This window comes from Aquimarina penaris, from assembly GCF_040786285.1.
Taxonomy (GTDB): domain Bacteria; phylum Bacteroidota; class Bacteroidia; order Flavobacteriales; family Flavobacteriaceae; genus Aquimarina.
Genome location: NZ_JBFMKQ010000001.1, coordinates 2,064,220 through 2,085,443 on the forward strand (window position 1 = coordinate 2,064,220; position 21,224 = coordinate 2,085,443).

General features: G+C 34.3%; 18 protein-coding genes. 13 read left to right on the forward strand and 5 right to left on the reverse strand.

The window, feature by feature from the left end; genetic code table 11:
• Positions 1-13 precede the first annotated feature (13 nt).
• The 4 genes from ABW637_RS08590 to ABW637_RS08605 form a co-directional block, all read right to left on the reverse strand.
• Positions 14-361 (reverse strand): cupin domain-containing protein, encoded by a 348-nt coding sequence (locus ABW637_RS08590; protein WP_367584247.1) that lies wholly within the window; start codon positions 359-361, stop codon positions 14-16.
• A 23-nt stretch (positions 362-384) separates the two neighbouring features.
• The gene (locus ABW637_RS08595) at positions 385-2,658 is read right to left on the reverse strand and encodes a heparinase II/III domain-containing protein (RefSeq protein ID WP_367584248.1); all 2,274 of its coding nucleotides are present in this window, start codon (positions 2,656-2,658) and stop codon (positions 385-387) included.
• Between the two features lie 2 nt (positions 2,659-2,660).
• Positions 2,661-4,916 (reverse strand): polysaccharide lyase 6 family protein, encoded by a 2,256-nt coding sequence (locus ABW637_RS08600; RefSeq protein ID WP_367584249.1) that lies wholly within the window; start codon positions 4,914-4,916, stop codon positions 2,661-2,663.
• Positions 4,917-5,194: 278 nt separating this feature from the next.
• Complete coding sequence (locus ABW637_RS08605) at positions 5,195-5,908, reverse strand: FadR/GntR family transcriptional regulator (RefSeq protein ID WP_367584250.1); 714 nt, start codon at positions 5,906-5,908, stop codon at positions 5,195-5,197.
• Positions 5,909-6,307: 399 nt separating this feature from the next.
• Between ABW637_RS08605 and ABW637_RS08610 the strand changes: the two genes are divergently transcribed.
• Positions 6,308-7,615 (forward strand): polysaccharide lyase family 7 protein, encoded by a 1,308-nt coding sequence (locus tag ABW637_RS08610; RefSeq protein WP_367584251.1) that lies wholly within the window; start codon positions 6,308-6,310, stop codon positions 7,613-7,615.
• A 134-nt stretch (positions 7,616-7,749) separates the two neighbouring features.
• On the opposite strand, the gene ABW637_RS08615 is transcribed toward ABW637_RS08610, so the two are convergent.
• The gene (locus ABW637_RS08615) at positions 7,750-8,739 is read right to left on the reverse strand and encodes a polysaccharide lyase family 7 protein (RefSeq protein ID WP_367584252.1); all 990 of its coding nucleotides are present in this window, start codon (positions 8,737-8,739) and stop codon (positions 7,750-7,752) included.
• A gap of 778 nt (positions 8,740-9,517) precedes the next feature.
• Here ABW637_RS08615 and ABW637_RS08620 point away from each other — a divergent pair.
• From ABW637_RS08620 to argH, 12 genes are all read left to right on the forward strand, one after another.
• Positions 9,518-10,150 carry a GNAT family N-acetyltransferase gene (locus ABW637_RS08620; protein ID WP_367584466.1) on the forward strand — a complete coding sequence of 211 codons (633 nt, stop codon included), beginning with the start codon at positions 9,518-9,520 and terminating at the stop codon, positions 10,148-10,150.
• A complete protein-coding gene (locus tag ABW637_RS08625; protein WP_367584253.1) occupies positions 10,138-11,328 on the forward strand; it encodes an argininosuccinate synthase in 1,191 nt (396 codons plus the stop codon). The genes ABW637_RS08620 and ABW637_RS08625 overlap by 13 nt, the downstream gene beginning before the upstream one ends.
• Positions 11,325-12,302: an N-acetyl-gamma-glutamyl-phosphate reductase gene (gene argC, locus ABW637_RS08630; protein WP_367584254.1), complete on the forward strand. Its 978-nt coding sequence runs from the start codon at positions 11,325-11,327 to the stop codon at positions 12,300-12,302. The genes ABW637_RS08625 and argC overlap by 4 nt, the downstream gene beginning before the upstream one ends.
• Positions 12,303-12,376: 74 nt before the next feature.
• Positions 12,377-13,171: a pyrroline-5-carboxylate reductase gene (gene proC / locus ABW637_RS08635; protein ID WP_367584255.1), complete on the forward strand. Its 795-nt coding sequence runs from the start codon at positions 12,377-12,379 to the stop codon at positions 13,169-13,171.
• Positions 13,172-13,224: 53 nt separating this feature from the next.
• A complete protein-coding gene (locus ABW637_RS08640; RefSeq protein ID WP_367584256.1) occupies positions 13,225-14,370 on the forward strand; it encodes an aspartate aminotransferase family protein in 1,146 nt (381 codons plus the stop codon).
• On the forward strand, positions 14,367-15,563 hold the full coding sequence (locus ABW637_RS08645) for a glutamate-5-semialdehyde dehydrogenase (RefSeq protein ID WP_367584257.1): 1,197 nt from the start codon (positions 14,367-14,369) through the stop codon (positions 15,561-15,563). The genes ABW637_RS08640 and ABW637_RS08645 overlap by 4 nt, the downstream gene beginning before the upstream one ends.
• On the forward strand, positions 15,547-16,374 hold the full coding sequence (gene proB, locus ABW637_RS08650) for a glutamate 5-kinase (RefSeq protein WP_367584258.1): 828 nt from the start codon (positions 15,547-15,549) through the stop codon (positions 16,372-16,374). Before ABW637_RS08645 ends, proB begins: the two co-directional genes overlap by 17 nt.
• A gap of 14 nt (positions 16,375-16,388) precedes the next feature.
• Entirely contained in the window at positions 16,389-16,745 is a 357-nt protein-coding gene (locus tag ABW637_RS08655; RefSeq protein WP_367584259.1) for a four helix bundle protein, read from the forward strand.
• Between the two features lie 46 nt (positions 16,746-16,791).
• The gene (locus ABW637_RS08660) at positions 16,792-17,739 is read left to right on the forward strand and encodes an N-acetylornithine carbamoyltransferase (RefSeq protein WP_367584260.1); all 948 of its coding nucleotides are present in this window, start codon (positions 16,792-16,794) and stop codon (positions 17,737-17,739) included.
• A 59-nt stretch (positions 17,740-17,798) separates the two neighbouring features.
• Complete coding sequence (argB, locus tag ABW637_RS08665; protein WP_367584261.1) at positions 17,799-18,581, forward strand: acetylglutamate kinase; 783 nt, start codon at positions 17,799-17,801, stop codon at positions 18,579-18,581.
• 48 nt (positions 18,582-18,629) lie between these two features.
• Positions 18,630-19,784: a M20 family metallo-hydrolase gene (locus tag ABW637_RS08670; RefSeq protein ID WP_367584262.1), complete on the forward strand. Its 1,155-nt coding sequence runs from the start codon at positions 18,630-18,632 to the stop codon at positions 19,782-19,784.
• Between the two features lie 99 nt (positions 19,785-19,883).
• Positions 19,884-21,161, forward strand: coding sequence for an argininosuccinate lyase (argH, locus tag ABW637_RS08675; RefSeq protein ID WP_367584263.1), 1,278 nt, complete (start codon positions 19,884-19,886; stop codon positions 21,159-21,161).
• Positions 21,162-21,224 lie beyond the last annotated feature (63 nt).

The following is a 21,224-nucleotide window of genomic DNA, read 5'->3' on the forward strand; positions in this document are numbered from 1 at the left end:
AATGTACTAGATGTTACTCCATAAAATCTTCCCGAATAGGGCTAAACACATCGATCAAAAAACCAGATTCCTTACAAATAGCGCCATGCATTACATTTGGAGGAATATAAAAAGAATCTCCTCCTTTTAATGTTTTTGTATCTTCACCGATGGTAACATCAAACTCACCGCTAATCACATAGGTTACTTGAGAATGGTAGTGTTGATGCATGATGCCAATACCGCCCTTGTCAAATTTTACATTAACTAACATAACCTTGTCATCATACCCCATAATTTGGCGTTTAACTCCATCGCCAACGGTTTCCCATTCGATTTCCTTACCGATTATAAACTCTTTACTTGATCCAAAACTTTTCATGTGATAATTATTAAAAATAAAAATTAATTTTCTTTGGTATACGAGTAGGGGCCAGACCACTTATATATCTTTCCTTCCAAATTTATTTTATGCCCAATTTTGTTATCTGCATTTGTGGTATATAAAATAAACGTATGTACTTTGTTTTTTTTGGTTGTGATTGACCAAGCAATATAAGTATTGTCTTTAGTAGATAATCTTTTTATTTCTTTGATGCTGCTCTGTGTATTGTTGGCAATTTCTGTCACCGCATCATAAGATCCATGTGTTTCGATTACACTTATAAATGCTTCATTTTTGGCCCTGGGCTTTCGTAATATAAAAGAAGGATCTCTTCGAAGATTAAAATTGGGATCATTTGCTCCAATACGAGCAAATAGAAATTCATCATTAGTTCTAGCGTGTGTAGATAATGTATAAAAAGTGTTACTTAATAGCCATGTTGCCTGCACAGTCCTATTATTTTGTAATACACCTTTACCTTCTAACCACAAATGTTGATATCCGTTTTTGTTTCCAAGCGTAGAAAGGGTGTTGGGACTATCGTACTCGAAATTAGTACTTATTATTTGTCCGTGATAATAAAATGGAAGATCAAATTGGTGTATGGTGTCAGAGTTAAATTGCATAACATCAATTAATATTGGATTTTGGAAATCCTCATCTTCAAGCATAATCATCGTTCTATGAAGTTTTGTATTGGGATAAGCGTTGTTTTCTTTTGCACTTACTATTTGAAATTTAGTATTTGAAGTGTTAAAGAGGTATTTTTCTGAATGATGATTACTTCCGGTTTTAAAATCACCGTTGAAGTGAGAACCTTCATCCTGAATGATGGTGTTATGAGCAATACTTTGTTTAGCCCATGTCTTATTTTCTTTAAGATAACCACCTCCATTTTTTTGTTCAATATTTACAAACCTCGCTAGGCCATAATCTTGCAATATTTCAGTGCAATTATTGTAATAAGAAAAAGATAGTTTATCATAATGCCCATGACTTAAACCTTGCGCAGCGTATTTCATTACTAAACATAAACCCGAATCTTTAGAACGTAAGATGCCCACAGCACCTTTAGAACCATCAGAACCATCTTTTAGTTCAATTGATTTTTTTATAAACGGAGTTGCTTTATTGTGTTGTAAACCTAAAGCAACTGCTAATCCCGTATCGTCTAATTGTACTTTGTCCTGCTGTTTGGTAATACTTAGTAGAGATGTATCATTTCCACCAAAATGATAGGCAATATTTACTGCAGAAATTAATTCTCCAGAGTAGTATGACATTCCTTTCTGGCCATCATTAAGAGGGAAAAACTCCCCATTTGAATCTGTTAGGTTTAATAAAGCATACACAGCCTTAATTAACACACCGTCTTTGTATTCAAATATTTTTAGCTCTGGTTTTACATTCTGTAATGCTTCCGCAAACACCATAAAAGGATACATCGCATATCGTTGATAATATGGCCCTTCGGTATAATATCCATCTGGCGAAAAAGGTTCATCAAGATTAGCAAAGAATCCAGCTTTTTGGCCTTTTGGTTTAATAAAGCCCCCATCATTATCTTTTAGAGTAGGGTTGATATTGTCATTTTTTAATCCGTATAGTGCTCGATTGATTAATTCTTCATTCTTCATAACCAGTCCAATCATACCTACCGCTACATTACCCCATGTACTATGATTGTGAATACGATTAAAAAATTGAGGGCTTTCTTCTGAAAGGAAATGTGCATAAGGAAGGAATAGATTTTTTTCTAAATAATCTCGATCTTTTTTGGATAAATATTCATAAATACAATCGTAAGCCTGACTTACATATACCAGCCAATTTGCATCATTTAAGCATTGCCAAAATATCTTCCCTCGGGCATAAGATCTGGTTTGAGGGTGCATAGGAAGTTTTGGGTACATTTCTGCATAGGCCTTTAAAACATCATGGACATAATCTGCATATTTTTCTTCTTCCAAAAGTTGATAAAGTACTCCCGATTTCTGTAGTATTACCCCATTCTTTTTATGCCGATCGTGTGTATAACCTCCGGCCATATCCTTTGGTATGGGTACATGAATTCCGCTGGCAATTTCTGAATCAATTTCTTTTTTCGTTTCTGCCAGAGTGTTATCAAAAACGGGTATCTTTCCTAATTGTTTTCGAATATTATCAACTCCTTTTTTGGTTAAAATTAGATTGGGATGACCCTGTGTAAAACCTTTTGAACAAAGAGTTAGTATTGATACAATGAGTACTTGTTTCAATACGTTGATAAACGTTAACCTTACCTTGATGAACATAATTATTTATTGATTACTCCTAAGTTTAGATTATCATCTCCTTTTTTGTGCAAAGGAGAATCTTCGGTAAGCTGATATGTATTGGTATTCTTGAATTTAGGGTCAAAAGACCAAAGGCGGTCTATTTCATATTTTTGGTCTCCGGTAACAGTTATTTTTTCTGACTCGAAGAAGTTGTTATTATGTATTTTGGCTATAGGTCCACCTACGACAAGATGCATTTGGATACCCTTACTATTGTTAAAAATACTATTCTTAATTACGGCGTTTTGAACACCTATCAAAGTAATAGCTTTTTTATTCTTGTTTCTTTTTCCGTAACCCACATGGTCTACAACATTATGGTCAAAAGTTAAGAACGGCCCAAATGTGCTTTCATCACGACCATCTCTCACTAAATTTAGTATTGCTCCCTCAATATCCGAAAAGGTATTGTTTTTTAAGATTACAAATTCTGCATTAAAGATTCCATTCTCTCCAATTTCTTTATCTAATGCAAGTACATTACCAGATATATTTTTAAAGGTCGAATTTTCTATTCGAATCATATCGGCCATTGTATTTTTGAATACCTTGATCACATCGTAAGAGTGGTTAATATCTAAGTTTACAAAATCACAATTATCTATTAGTAATTTATAATTTTTATTCATAGAATATTTACTCGTTCTAATCACTGCATTTCCAGAATAATCAGGTGCTTCTTTTCCATCAAAAATTAATCCGCTTAGTTGTAAGCTACCACCGTTTTGAATATCAAAAAGAGATTTCTTTTCGAAAGTAATTGTAGATTTTTCTGCAAAAGATCTAATAGTTACTGGGTGGTTGATGTTTATACTTTTAGTTACCAAATATCCATGGGGAGATGTTAACTCTATAATATCACCAGGAGCCGAATTTTTTATAGCATTGAACAAAGTATTGATTCCAGGAGCTATCTGTATTGTTTTACCAGAGTTAAATGCAATGGCTTTATCTTTCTTTGCATACCAAAAAGCACCTGTTGATTCTTTAGTAGGAATTTCACCTTTAATAAAAGCGCCAGCGTGTATTGCCTCATTTGTAGTTAATAACCCATTTGCTTCTTTTTTGAAATTTAGTTTTTTAGTAACAAAACCTTTGTCAGCAATGGGCTTTGTATTTGGGCTTATAATATTGTTACTGAAATGTATTCCATTAATATCATCATATACTGTAAATGAATTATCATTGTATTCATTGTAAAAAACATTGTTTTGCATCACAGAGTTTATCGGAGTTGCACTTCTTTCGGCATCGCTTCCTGCACACAATTGTATATAATCACAGTTAATAAACGTATTATTCTTAATTTTTGCATCTGATACTTGGAAATAACGATTAAGAGGTGAGTTAGGAACTCCGTTCATTACGACTAACGCACCTCCAAAACGGTATCCGGTAAGTCCTATAGCATAATTGTTTTCTACAGTCTGTTTTCCATTAATAACACGAATACCACCAGTGCTGGGGACCCCATTACCAATAAATATATTGTTGTTTACATTAGTTTCATTACCATGACGCATGGTTAGTGTACCTCTACATTCGTAAAATACATTGTTACGAAATGTGTTTTGGCACGATTTATTCGAAATAATTTCTAATTCTCCTCCACAACGATCAAAGTAGTTGTATTCAACAATTGTATTTGAATTACTTAGCGAATGATGGCTTGTTCCTATACGCAGTGTTTCTCCACCGTTTGAACCTAAAGTTTGTCTTGGGCCAAAATAGTTATGATCAATCTGATGATGATTTTCGATGAAATTTTCTGAATTTAATCGAACAGCCATAGTTACTCCCAAATTGCTTTTCCCTTCGATATGATTATGGTCAATACGGTTATTTTTTCCATAAATCCCTATCCAATAATCTTGTTCTCTACGCTCAGGGTTACTGTAATTATCAATTACACATTCTGTTAAACGACAATTTGATGCAAAGTTGTCTTTGTCTTTTTTAAAGGAAATAACTTCAGAGGTAGGGGTGTAGCCGTTTTTAAAAACTAACCCACTGATCACCAAATGTTCCCCAGCTATACGAAGGTAAGATGCCCCTTCTAGAGAAGTTTTTCCTTTTTCTTCTACGGTTAAAGTAATAGGCTGGTCCTTAGTTCCCTTTGCTTCAAATAATAATTCGGCATCTTTCCAAACTCCTTGGGCCAATATTATAGAATCTCCGGGTTGTGCGATTTTAACAGCTTCATTAAAAGCATCAACAGAGTTAATCGTATTCACTTTTTCCTTTTGTGTATTTGTACACGAGCACAACGATATACTAATGAGTATATAAAAAAATATATTTCTTTTCATGAAGCTTATCTGGTTTACCAATTTGGTTAACCAAAAATAGAAATATAAATCAATAATCAAATAAAGTAATCTAATTTTTTGATGAAATGTTCAAAAAACACGTTGATATGATAACTTTTTGATAGAATAAAGAAGTTTTACATATAATATATGCAATGAAAAAATTTAGTTTTGCTGTTTTTGATCAGTAAAGAAAGCGAGTTTTATTCACTACAATACCTATGCAATTCTTTGAAATGATCATTAAGAGTCGAGACGGCTTTATCAACATCTTTTTCTATAATAGCATCTATAATTGCCTGGTGTTCTTTGATCAAAAGATAGTTTTCTTCTTTATTACATACCTTGTTTTTTACAAAATGAGTAATAATTTCTGGGGTAATAATAAGCATTAGGGAATTGATTACACTATTATTGCTCGCCTCTGCCAACTTTATATGAAACATAAGATCTTCCTCTACAGCATCGACTCCTTGCATTGCTTTTTGGCTATAGGCCTCATGAGCCTTTTGAATCTCATAGATTTGAGCATCTGTTCTACGGGTAGCTGCTAAACGTACTGCATTGGTTTCTAAGATTATCCTTGTTTCTACCAAGGATTTAAAATCAGGTTTTTGCAATTGTAAGATGTCAGACATCATTCCGTTTAATGCTGTTACTCCAATATTTGCAATACGGGTACCACTTTGAGGGTATTTTTTAACAAGACCATAAAACTCTAATTTTTGAATAGCTTGACGTAATTGATTTCGACTAACTCCAAATCGCGCGGCCAGTTCTCTTTCTGCAGGAAGTCGATCGCCTGGTTCTAAATGCTTAGAAACGATAAGCTGTCTAATTTTTGAAATAATAATCTCCTCATCCGTCTCTTTGATTTTATTTGGATTTTCAATCTTTTCTATTGAAGTGGATTTCATAGTAATTGTTAATTGGTTGACCATCTAAATTTACTTAAAAATATTATCGTATCACTTATTAGATAGAATATTTTAAGATAAAGATGTGAAATTACGCAACATGGTTTTTTAATACTTTTTAACCGTAGTGTTCTAACGGTTATTGGGTAGTAATAATCTTCATGAATTCAATAGATTCAATGATTACAAGATTTTTTTGGAAGTACACTTGATAATGATAATTCTTTATTTAAAATGCTAACAAATTGATTATTTGATAGTTATTTTATTATTTTTTTACGAAATCGTTTGAGTTGTGTTGTAAAATTACTAATATTGTCAAAAATTGGTTGACCAATTTATTAATTGGGCACCAAAATAGTATACACAAACTTTTACTAACGTTCTAATCTTTACAGTATGAAAAATCATTCAATGAATCGGGGAAGAGTTTCTTTTTCACAATTCACCAAATTACTGTTATTATCTACTTATTTGATAATAGCATCTTGTGAAACTGGCGAGTTTGATAATGAGACTAACGAATTACTACAAGAAAACGCAACAGCCAAAGCTATAATTACACCTGTTAGTGTATCGGCAAATGGTGATGATGGCAATGTACCAGCCAATACCTTAGATGGTAATTTAAATACCAGATGGTCATCAAAAGGGTATTCGGGAAAATATATTACATATGATTTAGGCTCATCAAAAACGATATCCAGCCTTAAAATAGCATGGTTTAAAGGAAATCAAAGAAAAGCGTATTTTAAAATTAGAGTGGGTAATTCTACTTCTAGTTTAAGCACAATTTATGATGCTAAAAGGACAGGAAGTAGCGGTAATACTACAAATTTAGAAACATATAGTTTTAATCAAGTGAGTGCCAGGTATGTTAGAATATCTTGTTTTGGAAACTCTAGTAGTGCCTGGAATAGTATTACAGAAACTCAAATTCACTCATCTGGTGATACGCCACCGCCACCGCCAGGAGGAAACTCGCCTGGAGATATATTAGGACTTACTTCGAATACTTGGAAACTTAATGGTTTTACGGGCAGTCCCGGTTCATCAGCAACCTATCGCGATGATGTGCTAGATGCTACAGGTGAAACATTTAGTACGTATGAAGATCCAAATTATTTCTATACCGATGGGGAATGGACATACTTCAAATGCTATCGAGGATTGGGAGGGTCTGCAAATTCTCAAAATCCAAGAGTAGAATTAAGAGAATTGAAAAATGGCAATCTAGCAAACTGGGATGCTAAAAATGGTAATAATACGATGACCTGGACAGTTAGGGTAGACCGATTACCAAAAAGTAAAAGCGGAAAAGATGGTGTATTATGTTTCGGACAAATACATGGGCCTTCGAGTACTGTGGATGATGTTATCAGAGTTCAGTTCATTGGTGATCCAGATCAATCTTCAGGAAATGTAAGGATTAAAATTAGTGGTTACATCACCGAAGAGGTGCAGGGAGGAAGTAAGATTTTAAGCGGTACCTATAAATTAGACACCAGTTATACTTTCAAGCTTGTTTATAATGACGGTTTGGTTGAACTTTTTGAAGGGGGCAATCGAATATTCGATCAACAAATGGACACAAGTACCGAAGGAAACTATTTTAAAGTTGGTAATTATTTACAGTCTGTAAAAGGAGCTTCATATACCGGTTCTCATGGTATTGTTAGAGTAAAAAACTTAAGTATCACTCACTAAATATTAAGTTAATTTAAGATTGCCTCAAAGATTGCAAAAAGCAGAAAGTCTTGACTTTCTGCTTTTTTATATACTACTCTAAAATAAATGTTACTTTCTTAATTTCTAAAAATAAGTTGTACCGTACTTGTGGGTTAAAAGTTTTCGGTAACTGTTATTTCGCTAAACTCAGCAATACCATTCCCAGTACTTGTTGAATTGATGGATTGATTGTAAACTCCTGCTTTGAAGTAATTGCTTTTACAGGTGATATTATCATATGTACGTATAGGAGTACTCATGTCTTCAAGGTAGATTTTCATCACACTATTTTGTACAGTGACTTTAAATGTTAACCAGTTTCCTAGTACATAATCATTCTTGATATACCTGTCACTATAATTCAGATCTCTAAAATCAACTGGGAATCCATCAGACATTCTGCCTTCTGTAACATCTCCTAATATATATATCCTACCGGTATCTCCTTCTTTTGCATTAGGAGTATCACTTTGCACTTGTATTCGCAATAGATCATCCCATACACTTTGCTTAAAATCATGAATTTGAGCAAAAGCGAATTTTCCTGTAGAAGAAGTTTGTATTACCCTTACTTTAAAAGTTAATGTTTTTATACTACCACTTGTAGCGTCCCACCCAGCTTCACCATCTCCATTAGATGGCATCTCTCTTAATTCACTTCTGGTATTAGATGAATTTCCTGTGGTAGGTGTACCATTTTCTGTAGGACAAGAAAACCTCACATTTCCGTTCTCAACAAAAAAGAATTCATCTTTATATGCTGTAAAACTTGGATCATCACTAAAATCATTTTTACTTTGATCAAGATATACTTCATCTGCCAAGTTATCATTATCAAAATCTCTGGGCAGTGTAATTTTCCAGTTTTTAAGTTCTAAAACTTCATAAGGAATGTCTGAGCTTGTTGTGCCGCCTCCATTGTCACCGTCAGTTCCTCCATCACCTCCGTTATCGCCATCAGTTCCTGGATCTTCATTACCTTCATTATTTTCATCGGTACCTTGTTCTTGTATAACCAGCTCATCAGAATCTGAAGAACAACTATGCAAAAAACCTATGCATATAATCATTAGAAGTGTACATTGTAGTCTAATAGTCTTCATTTTTTTTGGGGTTAAAGTGATTAAATAATTGGGTGACCAATTTAAAACAAAATCCAAAGAAAACATCAATCTATTCTAAAAAATATAGAAAGTTCTTGTTTTTTTATGGCATATAATGATCATTAATAGTTTTGTATATAGTAGAATCCATTTATTTTAGAACCAATCGTTGAAGTAGACTAGGGAGTATGTTTTAGCAGGTATATACTATTTAAGGGCCTTTACTTGAGTATATCGCAAATTATACATGCTAATTTTATGAAAATCATATTTTTGCAAAATTTTATGAGCGATCTTATATCGCGTATTTAGTTTTTATGTAATATTGTACCATCTAGTTAACGAAAGGGGCTACGGCCGACGATTTAGAGTTACTATTATGAAAACGGTAAAAAATATTTATTCAGGAGTTAGTGTTCAATCTTTGAACAAATTAGGTAATGTCTTAATACCTGTATACCGTATTCGCCGCCCCTTGGGGGTCTAATTTTCTTTTGAAGTAGGTGCGCCCTACTTCCCCTAGAGACAAATTCCAATTTTTGATGTAGTTGTATTAGTATTTAAAAATATACATTTTCGATATTTTTTAAATAGTATATATGCCACACTCGAATTCTATTCGGAATCTATTCCCTAAAGCTTAATACATAATTTTCTCATAAACGTAGTTCGTTTATGAAATAAGTAATAGTAATGTATTCGACATAAACCTAATAAGGTAAACATGACGAATTCCATCTGACCTTAAAAAAGGAATGAAAATAAACAGATGAAACAGATAGAAATACATATAGCAAATCAAGATCATCTTCAGTATGCAGATGAAATATGCGATGTAATATCAGACTCTGCAAAAGTAAGAGGCACTGGTATTGCCAGGCGTACTCCAGAGTATATAAAAACAAAGATGCAAAACGGAAATGCGATCATTGCATTATCGGGTAATCAATTTGCGGGATTCTGTTACATAGAGGTTTGGGGGCATGAGAAATATGTCGCTCATTCAGGCTTAGTAGTGCATCCAGATTTCAGAAACCAAGGACTTGCAAAAGAAATCAAAGAATTTACATTCAATCATTCTTTGAAAAAGTATCCAACGGCCAAAGTATTTGGTATCACAACAGGATTAGCAGTAATGAAGATCAACTCTGATTTAGGGTATAAACCTGTTACCTTCTCTGAATTAACAGATGATCCTAAGTTTTGGTCAGGTTGTAAAACGTGTACTAATTATGATATTCTTATGGCTAAAGATCATAAAATGTGCCTTTGTACAGGAATGTTATATGACCCAGCTAAGAAGGGGAAGAAAAGGAAAAAATGGTACAATAAAAAAGTATTGAGAAGATTAAAAAATATTAAGCAGACAATGCTTACAAACAATAAACAATTGTTGCTATGGAAAAAGTAGTATTGGCATATAGTGGAGGATTAGATACCTCATATTGCGTGAAATACCTTATTCATGAAAAGAACCTTGAAGTGCATACCATTTTGGTGAATACCGGAGGGTTTTCTGAAAAAGAACTAGAAGAGACCGAAAAGAGGGCCTACGAACTGGGTAGTGCTGATCATGTAAATACTACAATAGTAGAAGGTTTTTATAATAAGGCGATCAAGTATTTGATTTTTGGTAATGTCTTGAAAAATAATACGTATCCACTTTCTGTAAGCGCAGAAAGAATTTTTCAGGCCATTGAAGTCATTAATTATGCAAAAAAAGTGGGAGCAAAATATATTGCTCATGGCAGTACAGGCGCAGGTAATGACCAGATTAGATTTGATGTGATTTTTCAAACACTGGCTCCAGAGATCGAGATTATTACTCCGATCAGGGATTTAAAACTTTCGCGTCAGGAAGAAGTTGAATATCTCGAAAAACATGGGGTTCACTATAGTTGGGAGAAAGCTCAATATTCTATCAATAAAGGAATATGGGGAACCAGTGTAGGTGGTAAAGAAACTTTAACTTCTCATAGTGCATTACCAGATACAGCATATCCAAGCCAATTACAAAAAGAGAATGAAGAAACGGTTATTCTGAATTTTGAAAAAGGAGAATTAATAGGACTGGATGGAGTTAAAGATTCCCCGGTTAAAAATATTCAGAAACTCGAAGAATTGGCTAGTGCATTTGCTATTGGCAGAGATATTCATGTAGGAGACACCATTATTGGAATCAAAGGAAGAGTAGGATTCGAAGCAGCGGCTCCCGTGGTTATTATCAAAGCACATCATTTACTAGAGAAACATGTATTAACTAAATGGCAGCAATACTGGAAAGAACAGTTAGCCAATTGGTACGGAATGTTATTACACGAAGGTAATTACCTGGATCCAGTAATGAGAAATATCGAAGTCTTTATGGAAGATTCACAGAAATCGGTAACAGGAGATGTAATAGTAAAATTGAAACCATATCATTTTACCTTAGAGGGAATCGAATCAAGTTTTGATATGATGAAATCCGATTTTGGACAATATGGTGAAATGAATAATTCCTGGACCGCAGATGATGCCAAAGGTTTTATAAAAATCTATGGCAATGCTAATAAAATATATCATAACGTAAATCCAAGCGAATCATGATAAAAGTAGGAATCATAGGAGGATCAGGATATACAGCTGGAGAATTGTTGAGATTACTCGTGCATCACCCACAAATAGCATTAGATTTTGTGTATAGTACTACGAATGCGGGAGTTTCGATTCATAAACAACATCCGGACTTAATAGGGGAGACAGAACTTAAATTTACAGATACAATCAATCCGGTTGTAGATGTTCTCTTTTTGTGCCTGGGGCATGGTCGATCGAGATCATTTTTAGAGTCAAATACTTTTTCAGAATTAACTAAAGTAATTGATTTAGGTAATGATTTTAGATTAAATGAAGATCAAAATTTTCTGGGTAGAGATTTTGTATATGGTTTACCAGAATTGCAAAAAGATAAAATCAAGTCGGCTAAAAATATTGCTAACCCAGGATGCTTTGCAACTGCTATTCAATTAGGATTATTACCATTAGCTTCCGCAGGAAAACTTACCCATAGTGTTCATATTAATGCCACTACAGGTAGCACGGGAGCGGGAGTTATGCCAGGAGGTACAACTCATTTTAGCTGGAGAGATAATAATTTCTCGAGTTATAAGGTGTTTACGCATCAACATTTAGGAGAAATTGAGCAAAGTCTTCAGCAATTGCAACATGATTTTGAAGTTCCTGTCTTTTTTATTCCTAATAGAGGAAACTTCAGTAAAGGAATTTATGCCACGATGTATACTAAGTTTGAAGGTGATATAGAGGAAGCAAAAGAATTGTATAAATCCTTCTATACTGATGCAAAATTCACTGTTGTTTCAGAAGATGAAATTAACCTGAAGCAAGTAGTAAATACGAATAAGTGCATTCTACATGTTACAAAAAAGAACGGAATGTTATTGATTACTTCGGTGATTGATAATTTAATAAAAGGAGCCTCGGGACAAGCGATTCATAATATGAATTTGATGTTTGGATTAGAAGAAAAAACAGGATTAGAACTAAAAGCAAGCGCCTTTTAATTCCCTCCTTGAGAAGGGTGGCCAAGAGCCGGGAGGTGTAAAAAACACTTTGATAAGTTGAAATAAAATATAAAATGAACAAAATAACAATCATAGGAGGAGGAAACTTAGGTAAATCTATTATATCAGGATTAGCCAATAGTGACTTGTTTGAAGCAAAAAATATTACGGTAGTAGATAAGTCCAGGTATAACCTAAAAGAGGTCGAAGAACAACTAGGTGTATCTACTTCACAAGATATAGCAACATCTATTAAAGATGTAAAATGGGTGATCCTTTGTGTACAACCAAGACAATTAGACGCAGTTCTGCAAGAGATCAAAGATATTGTGACCACAGATCAAATATTAATTTCTACGGTTACTGGAACTTCTATTGCAGAGATTAATGAAGTGGTTCCGAACAATAAAGTGGTACGAGTTATGCCAAACACCGGAGCTGCAAAAAAGTTGTCTATGACTTGTATCGCAGCCAATGAAGATGTAAAAGAAGAGTTAACGACTGTTGAGAAAATGTTTAATACCATTGGAGAAACCTTAGTAATCGAAGAACGATTAATGCAGGCAGCGACTGTTTTAGGAGCTAGCGGAATTGCATTCTTTTTAAGGTTTCTAAGAGCAATGATACAAGGAGGTATCCAAATGGGGTTTCACCCTCATGAAGCACAAATCATTGCAGTGCAAACGGCAATTGGAGCGGCAACTTTGGTAGCAGAAAATGGAACCCATCCAGAGCGTGAAATAGATAAAGTAACAACGCCTCAAGGATGTACTATAGAAGGATTAAACGAGATGGAACACCAAGGATTAAGTTCTTCGGTGATAAAAGGAGTAATGGCCTCTTACGAAAAAATAAATACCATAAAATAGTTGATAAGGTACTCAGTGAAAATTGTACAAAAATTAACCAACAACTAATTAATATGAAACTATTTGATGTATACCCGTTGTATGATGTAGAACCAGTAAATGCGTATGACAGCATTGTGGTGGATAAAAACGGAACAGAATATTTGGATTTATATGGTGGACATGCGGTGATTTCAATTGGTCATTCGCATCCTCATTATATCAAAAAACTAAAAGAACAAGCAGAGAAAATAGGTTTTTATTCTAATGCTGTTCAGAATAGTTTGCAATCCAAATTAGCTGAAAAACTAGGCAAACTATCTGGTTATGAAGAGTATCAACTGTTTTTATGCAATTCAGGAGCCGAGGCCAATGAGAATGCCTTAAAACTAGCATCTTTTTATACCGAGAAATCTAGAGTAGTTGCTTTTAAAAATGGTTTTCATGGTAGAACTTCTGCTGCAGTTGCCGCAACAGATAATCCTAAAATTAATGCTCCACTCAACAGCCAGCAAGATGTTACTTTTTTACCGTTAAACCAGATTGAGCTAGTGAAAACTGAATTAGAAAAAGGAGATGTGTGTGCTGTGATTATAGAGCCTATTCAAGGGGTTGGAGGATTAGATGAAGGGACCACAGCGTTTTTTACTGCATTAGAAATCCTATGCCATGAGTTCGGAGTGGTCTTGATTCTCGATGAAGTACAATCGGGCTATGGACGAACAGGGAAATTTTTTGCCCATCAATACCATGGGATTACTCCAGACATTATTTCGGTTGCAAAGGGTATGGGTAATGGTTTTCCGGTCGGAGGAATTTTGATTGCACCTCATATTGAAGCTAGTTACGGAATGTTAGGAACTACTTTTGGTGGTAACCACCTGGCTTGTGCTACTGCTTTGGCGGTACTCGAGGTTATTGAAGCCGAAAACCTTATAAGTAATGCCAAGCTTACAGGGGATTATTTTTTAGCCGAGGCAGTTAAGATTCCTGGTGTAAAGAATGTAAAAGGAAAAGGTTTGATGTTGGGGTTAGAATTTGATTTTGAAGTAAGCGAGCTTAGAAAAAAAATGATCTATGATCAGCATATTTTTACCGGAGGAGCATCGAATAAAAAATTGTTACGAATATTACCACCGCTTACAATTGGAAAGAAAGAAATAGATCAATTTATTGAGGCTTTACAAAATGTGTTGGTACAAGAAAAAGTCGGATTATGAGTAGATTATTAAATATAGAACAAAGAAATTCGGTTTTACATAGCATGATAACTCTTGTAGATCAGTCAAGACAAGTAATCATGAGTGCTAATCAAAAAGACCTGAAAAACTATTCGGGAGATGATAAAGCAATGTATGACCGTCTTAAAGTAGATGATGATAAAATCGAAGGTATGATCTCTTCTTTGAAACAATTAGCAGATCAGGATGACCCGGTAGGAGTAGAGCGATTTAGATTTATACATGATAATGGTATGGAGGTTTATAATAAAACGGCCTCCTTCGGGACGGTTTTGATCATCTATGAGTCTAGGCCAGATGTTACGATTGAAGCAGCCGGAATTGCATTTAAATCTGGAAATAAAATCTTACTCAAAGGAGGAAAAGAATCATTGAACTCTAACCTGGAAATTGTTAAGCTTTGGCATCAGGCGTTAGAAGAGAATGAGATCTCAAAAGATTGGGTTCAATACCTAAGTTATAACAGACATGAAACTCAGGTTTTTCTTGAGAAACCGACTCAAAATGTAGATCTAATTGTACCTAGAGGAGGTGAAAACCTAATTGATTTTGTAAAAACACATGCTACATGTCCAGTTATTGTTAGTGGAAGAGGAAATAACTTTGTGTATGTGCATAAAGAAGCAGATAGAGCTTTAGCATTAGATAATATCATTAACGGGAAAACAGATAAAATATCAGCTTGTAATGCGGTAGACAAGGTATTGATAGACAAAAATCTTCCTAATAAAGAGGATTTTGTTAGAAATCTTATCACTACGCTTAAGAATTTTAATGTAGAAATACTGGGTGATGCATCTTTATCTAAGTATACAGAAGTAAAGAAGATAACAGGAGATAAGGTTTGGTACGAGGAATTCTTGGATTATAAAATTGTGATTGGCGAAACCAAAGATGAGTTAGAGGCTATTTCAAAAATCAATCAATATAGTGGGGGGCATTCTGCCGTAATAGTAACTAAAAATAAGGAAGAAGCAGAAAATTTTATGTCATCGGTAGATTGTGCTGCAGTATATCATAATGCATCAACACGGTTTACAGATGGTTTTCAGCTTGGTTTAGGTGGTGAGTTAGCTATAAGTACAGATAAATTACACCAAAGAGGTCCAATAGGATTACAGCATTTGGTAACAAATAAATGGTATATACATGGTGATGGGCAGATCAGATAGAAAGAGAATTGTACTCAAAGTGGGTTCTAATGTTTTAACCAAAGAGACAGATCATATCTCTAGGGGTAAGATTGAAGATATAGGTAGACAAATAGTTACTCTGCAAGATGAGTATGAGTTTGTGATCGTGAGTTCGGGTGCTATTGCAGTGGCAAAACAATTTGTGAATTTAGAAAGCAATGGGGCAGCCATTAATGTGAAACAAGCCTTGGCATCTATTGGTCAACCACATTTGATGAGAGTATTTCAAGAGAGCTTCAGAGACTTGGGATTATTAACATCACAATGTTTATTGTCATATTCAGATTTTGAAAGAGAGCAATCCAAAAAGAATATTGTCAATACGATTAATGTGCTGGTTGCTAATAATTACATCCCCATCATAAATGAAAATGATACGGTGGCTACCGACGAAATTCAGTTTGGAGACAATGATAAATTGGCAGGACTAACCGCGGCTTTATTAAAAGCCGATTTGTTGGTAATCGCGACAAATACAAATGGAATTTGTACAAAAGAATCTGTAGAGAACAATACCTATCATACAATTGATGAAGTAGATGATATTGAATTATTAGAAAGTGAAATTGTTACTAAAATTTCCACACATGGAACAGGAGGAATGAAATCTAAAATAGAAGCGGCCAGAATAGCACAGACCGCAGATATAGAAACCTGGGTGGTTAATGGAGTAAAGGATGATTTTCTAATAGATGTTATTCAAAATAAAGTTTCGTTCACCAAAATTAATTCAGAAAATAGAGTAGAGAGAAAAGATAATAGAGGAGAGGTTATTGAAAAATATAAATAAAAAGAAATTAGAGAATGAAAGGTAAGAGACATAACTATAAAAATTTGAAAATTTGGCAATTAGGATTAGAAATAGCAAATGGTGTTTCAGATATTTTGTTAGAATTTCCAAAACACGAAGTTTATGATTTAAGCTCACAAATGAGTAGATGTTCTATCTCAATACCTAGTAATATTGCTGAAGGTTCTGCTAGAACTGATAAGTCTTTTAGTCACTTTATTAATATTTCTTTAGGTTCTTCATTTGAACTTGGAACTCAATTATTGATAGCAAAACATAGAAATTATAGTAATGAGAAAAATTTAGAAAGTTTAGAAAAAAAATTAGAAGAATTTCAAAAAATGACGATGAGTTTTCAAAACAAACTCTAAAAATCTATACTCTATTTTCTTTCTTCTGTTCTCTTAAAAAATAAATATGAATAAATACTTTTCCATACAAGATATAGATTCACTCTCGGATTGGGTTGATCAAGCGATAGAGATGAAGAAAAACCCATTGTCTGATAAAACTTTGGGACTAGATAAAACTATTGGACTATTGTTCTTTAATCCCAGTCTTCGTACGCGTTTAAGTACCCAAAAAGCAGCTTTAAATCTTGGTATGAATGTGATTGTTATGAATTTTACTGGAGAAGGATGGTCACTAGAGTATGGAGATGGTACCGTTATGGATCAAAGAAATTCTGAGCATATAAAAGAAGCCGCGCAAGTAGTTTCTCAATATTGTGATGTTTTGGCCATACGGGCTTTTGCTAAACTAGAAAATAGAGAAGAAGATTATAGCGAAAAAGTACTGCATAGTTTTATAAAGTATGCTACAATACCCGTTGTGAATATGGAAAGTGCCACTGGGCATCCATTGCAAGCATTAACCGATGCCATAACGATTACAGAACATAAAAAAACAGATAAACCAAAGGTTGTACTATCATGGGCACCGCATCCAAAAGCTTTACCGCAGGCAGTTGCAAATTCATTTGTAGAAATGATGCAACGCACGGACGCACATTTTGTAATTACCCACCCTGTGGGATTTGAGTTAGCCAGTCAGATTACTAAAGAGGTGCCCATTGATTACAATCAGGAAAATGCATTCAAAGATGCCGATTTTATCTATGTGAAAAATTGGAGTTCTTATGAAAACTATGGTAAAACATTGTCTAATAATACTTCCTGGAAAATCACTGAAGACAAGATGAAACTTACTAATGATGCAAAGTTCATGCATTGTTTACCAGTACGAAGGAATGTGGTTGTGGATGATGCCGTAATTGATAGTGAAAACTCGATAGTAATCGAGCAGGCAAATAACAGAACCTATGCAGCACAATTGGTGTTGAAGAAAATATTAAAGAATAAATAAATTATCACTGTTCCCGCTCCTTGGGGAGAGGGTTAGGGTGAGGGGATAATAACTTTATCATGTTAAAACAAAAATTATTAGTAGCCAAGATAGGGGGTAACATAATAGAAGATCAAGAAGCATTGCTATCTTTTCTTGAGGATTTCTCTAAAGTCGAGGGACCCAAAATATTGGTGCACGGTGGAGGGAAATCTGCTACTCAACTTGCTAATAAGATGGATGTAAAAACAGAAATGATCGATGGACGAAGAATTACATCTGCAGAGAATTTGGATATTGTGGTGATGACATACGCGGGCTTACTAAACAAAACAATTGTTTCTGGATTGCAAAAGAATGATTGTAATGCTTTGGGACTAACTGGAGCCGATGCGAATGTAATTTTAGCAGAAAAACGATCTGTACAATTTATTGATTATGGATACGTAGGGGATGTGATTAAAATCAATGGACAGATCATAGATGGTTTCTTGAATTCTGGAATTACTCCGGTTTTTTGCGCCGTAACACATGATGGTAACGGGCAATTATTAAACACCAATGCAGATACCATAGCGTCTGAAATTGCTTCGGCAATGGGAGAATTTTATGATGTTTCATTGTTTTATTGTTTCGAGTTAAAAGGTGTTTTAGAGAATATCGAGGATAAAGATTCGGTTATCGAGCATATTGATTTAGAGAAATATTCAAAATTAAGAGACACTAATGTGATTGCAGACGGGATGTTACCAAAGCTTCAAAATTGTTTCGATGCTTTACAAAAAAATGTAAATACGGTGCATATCGCAAATGCAGATTTTATAAAAGATAATACTACCAAACACACTACTTTGAGTCTATGAGTTAGTGAGTATATTAGAGGTGAGCTGATCAGTTTTAAAAATTAAAAAATGGAAAAGTTAGAGAATAATAAATATAATTTACCAATAGATAATAATCAAGTATTTGATGACTCACGGGCTCAATTACTAAAACACTCAGATACTAAGCAACTAACAGATAAAGCAATAGAATTATTATGTCAATTGATAGAGACGCCATCTTTCTCATCAGAAGAGGAAAAGACTGCTCGATTGATAGAATCTTGGTTTATCAAACATGATATTCCTTTCGAGAGAGAGAATAATAACATATGGGCATATAATAAATATTTTGATGAAAGTAAACCAACAATTCTATTAAACTCGCATCATGACACAGTAAAACCTAATGGAAATTATACTAATGATCCATTCAAAGCTTTTGTAGAAGACGGAAAATTATTTGGTTTAGGAAGTAATGATGCAGGAGGGTGTTTGGTTTCTTTGATTGCAACATTTACCTATTTTTATGATCAAGAAGATCTGGATTATAATCTTGTTATTGTCGCTTCCGCGGAAGAAGAAAGTAGTGGTCCACTAGGTCTGAAAAGCGTACTAAAGTATTTAAAGAATGTAGAATTTGCTATCGTCGGAGAGCCTACACTTATGCAATTAGCTATTGCCGAAAAAGGATTATTGGTACTGGATGTTTCTGTAAAAGGAACAGCAAGTCATGCCGCACACCCCAATGATAATAATTCAATTTATAATGCTCTGGAGGTCATACAATGGTTTAAAGATTATCAATTTGAAAAAGAATCCGAAACTCTCGGAAAGGTAAAGATGACGGTAACTCAAGTCAATGCAGGAAATCAACATAACGTAGTGCCTTCGCATTGTGATGTAGTGGTTGATATACGAGTAAACGATAAGTATCAAAATAAAGAGATTTTAACCATAGTGAAAGAAGCAATGTCCGAGTACGCAGAAATAAAACCCAGATCGTTACATTTAGGATCGTCATCTATACCTAAAGATCATGCGGTTGTAACATCTGGGATCAATTTAGGAAGAACAACGTATGGATCACCAACACTATCTGATCAATCCGTTTTGAATTGTCCATCTTTAAAGCTTGGACCTGGAGATTCAACCCGATCACACTCGGCAGATGAGTTTATCTATGTAGATGAGATCAAAGAAGGTGTGGATTTGTATATAAAGATTTTAGAAGGAATTTTATAAAGAGATGATGATGTCACACTGAGCTTGTCGAAGTGTTGGTATAGAGTAGAATTGGCTTCGACAGGCTCAGCCTGACAAGAATTAAATAAAAATAAACGAATGAAACTTTGGGATAAAGGATTACCAACAGATAAGAAGATAGATATGTTTACGGTTGGTAACGATCGACAGTTGGATTTGGTCATTGCAAAATATGATGTAAAGGCAACCTTAGCCCATGCTAAGATGCTTCACAAAATAGACTTGCTTTCTAATGAAGATATTTCGGCAATCGAAACAGAGTTGGGTACTCTGGCAAAACAGATAGATGATGGCACTTTTGTAATCGAAGATATGTTTGAGGATGTACATTCTAAAATCGAGTTTGAACTTACCAAGAGCATTGGCGATGCTGGCAAACGAATCCATACAGCCAGATCTCGTAATGACCAGGTTTTGGTGGCGATGCATTTGTATTTAAAAGATGAGCTATTACAGATTAAATCTCAGGTTAAAGAATTATCACAAAATTTATTGAATAGTGCCGAGAAATATAAGGATATACTACTTCCGGGGTATACACATTTGCAAATTGCCATGCCTTCCTCATTTGGATTGTGGTTTTCGGCATATGCCGAAAGTTTTATAGATGATCTCTATTTTGTGAATGCAGCATTAAAAGTTGTTGATCAGAATCCATTGGGAAGTGCCGCGGGCTATGGTAGCTCGTTTCCAATTGATAGAGAATTCACCACCAAAGAACTAAATTTCGAGACACTTAAATATAATGTAGTAGCCGCACAAATGAGTAGAGGGAAATCAGAAAAATCCTCGGCATTTGCTATGAGTGGCGTGGCAGGAACCCTTTCTAAATTGGCTATGGATGTATGCTTATATATGAGTCAGAATTTTGACTTTATGAGTATTCCTTCAGAGTTCACGACCGGGTCAAGTATTATGCCTCATAAAAAGAACCCAGATGTGTTCGAATTAATTAGAGCAAAATGCAATAAAATTCAGGCTTTGCCTTATGAGTTATCCTTGTTAACCAATAATTTACCCAGTGGATATCACAGGGATTTACAATTATTAAAAGAAGGAATAATATCGGCTATTCAGGATCTAAAGGCTTCGTTAGAAATGGCAATGTACGCCTTGAAGAATGTAACTATAAACGAAAATATTCTTAATGACGATAAATATGACTATCTTTTTAGTGTGGATACACTAAATGAATTAGTAATGCAAGGGATGTCATTTAGAGATGCATATGTGAAAATTGGTTTGGATATCGAAAAAGGAAATTATAAACCCGAAAAGAATACAAAACACAGTCATATTGGTAGTATCAATAACTTGTGTCTTAAAAATATAGAAGAGAAGTTGAAGCAAGTTTAATTGAGTGTAAGTTGAGTTAGTTTAATTTTTTGGCTTCGACCTAGACCCCCAGAGGAGTAGTTA

Excerpts from the sequence above, each read along its gene's own strand:
- proB (WP_367584258.1), top strand. The coding sequence starts at position 15,547 with ATGGGCAGATCAGATAGAAAGAGAATTGTACTCAAAGTGGGTTCTAAT.
- ABW637_RS08615 (WP_367584252.1), bottom strand. The coding sequence starts at position 8,739 with ATGAAGACTATTAGACTACAATGTACACTTCTAATGATTATATGCATA.
- ABW637_RS08655 (WP_367584259.1), top strand. The coding sequence starts at position 16,389 with ATGAAAGGTAAGAGACATAACTATAAAAATTTGAAAATTTGGCAATTA.
- ABW637_RS08610 (WP_367584251.1), top strand. The coding sequence starts at position 6,308 with ATGAAAAATCATTCAATGAATCGGGGAAGAGTTTCTTTTTCACAATTC.
- ABW637_RS08605 (WP_367584250.1), bottom strand. The coding sequence starts at position 5,908 with ATGAAATCCACTTCAATAGAAAAGATTGAAAATCCAAATAAAATCAAA.
- argH (WP_367584263.1), top strand. The coding sequence starts at position 19,884 with ATGAAACTTTGGGATAAAGGATTACCAACAGATAAGAAGATAGATATG.
- proC (WP_367584255.1), top strand. The coding sequence starts at position 12,377 with ATGAACAAAATAACAATCATAGGAGGAGGAAACTTAGGTAAATCTATT.
- ABW637_RS08645 (WP_367584257.1), top strand. The coding sequence starts at position 14,367 with ATGAGTAGATTATTAAATATAGAACAAAGAAATTCGGTTTTACATAGC.
- ABW637_RS08660 (WP_367584260.1), top strand. The coding sequence starts at position 16,792 with ATGAATAAATACTTTTCCATACAAGATATAGATTCACTCTCGGATTGG.
- argC (WP_367584254.1), top strand. The coding sequence starts at position 11,325 with ATGATAAAAGTAGGAATCATAGGAGGATCAGGATATACAGCTGGAGAA.
- ABW637_RS08640 (WP_367584256.1), top strand. The coding sequence starts at position 13,225 with ATGAAACTATTTGATGTATACCCGTTGTATGATGTAGAACCAGTAAAT.
- ABW637_RS08625 (WP_367584253.1), top strand. The coding sequence starts at position 10,138 with ATGGAAAAAGTAGTATTGGCATATAGTGGAGGATTAGATACCTCATAT.
- ABW637_RS08670 (WP_367584262.1), top strand. The coding sequence starts at position 18,630 with ATGGAAAAGTTAGAGAATAATAAATATAATTTACCAATAGATAATAAT.
- argB (WP_367584261.1), top strand. The coding sequence starts at position 17,799 with ATGTTAAAACAAAAATTATTAGTAGCCAAGATAGGGGGTAACATAATA.
- ABW637_RS08590 (WP_367584247.1), bottom strand. The coding sequence starts at position 361 with ATGAAAAGTTTTGGATCAAGTAAAGAGTTTATAATCGGTAAGGAAATC.
- ABW637_RS08595 (WP_367584248.1), bottom strand. The coding sequence starts at position 2,658 with ATGTTCATCAAGGTAAGGTTAACGTTTATCAACGTATTGAAACAAGTA.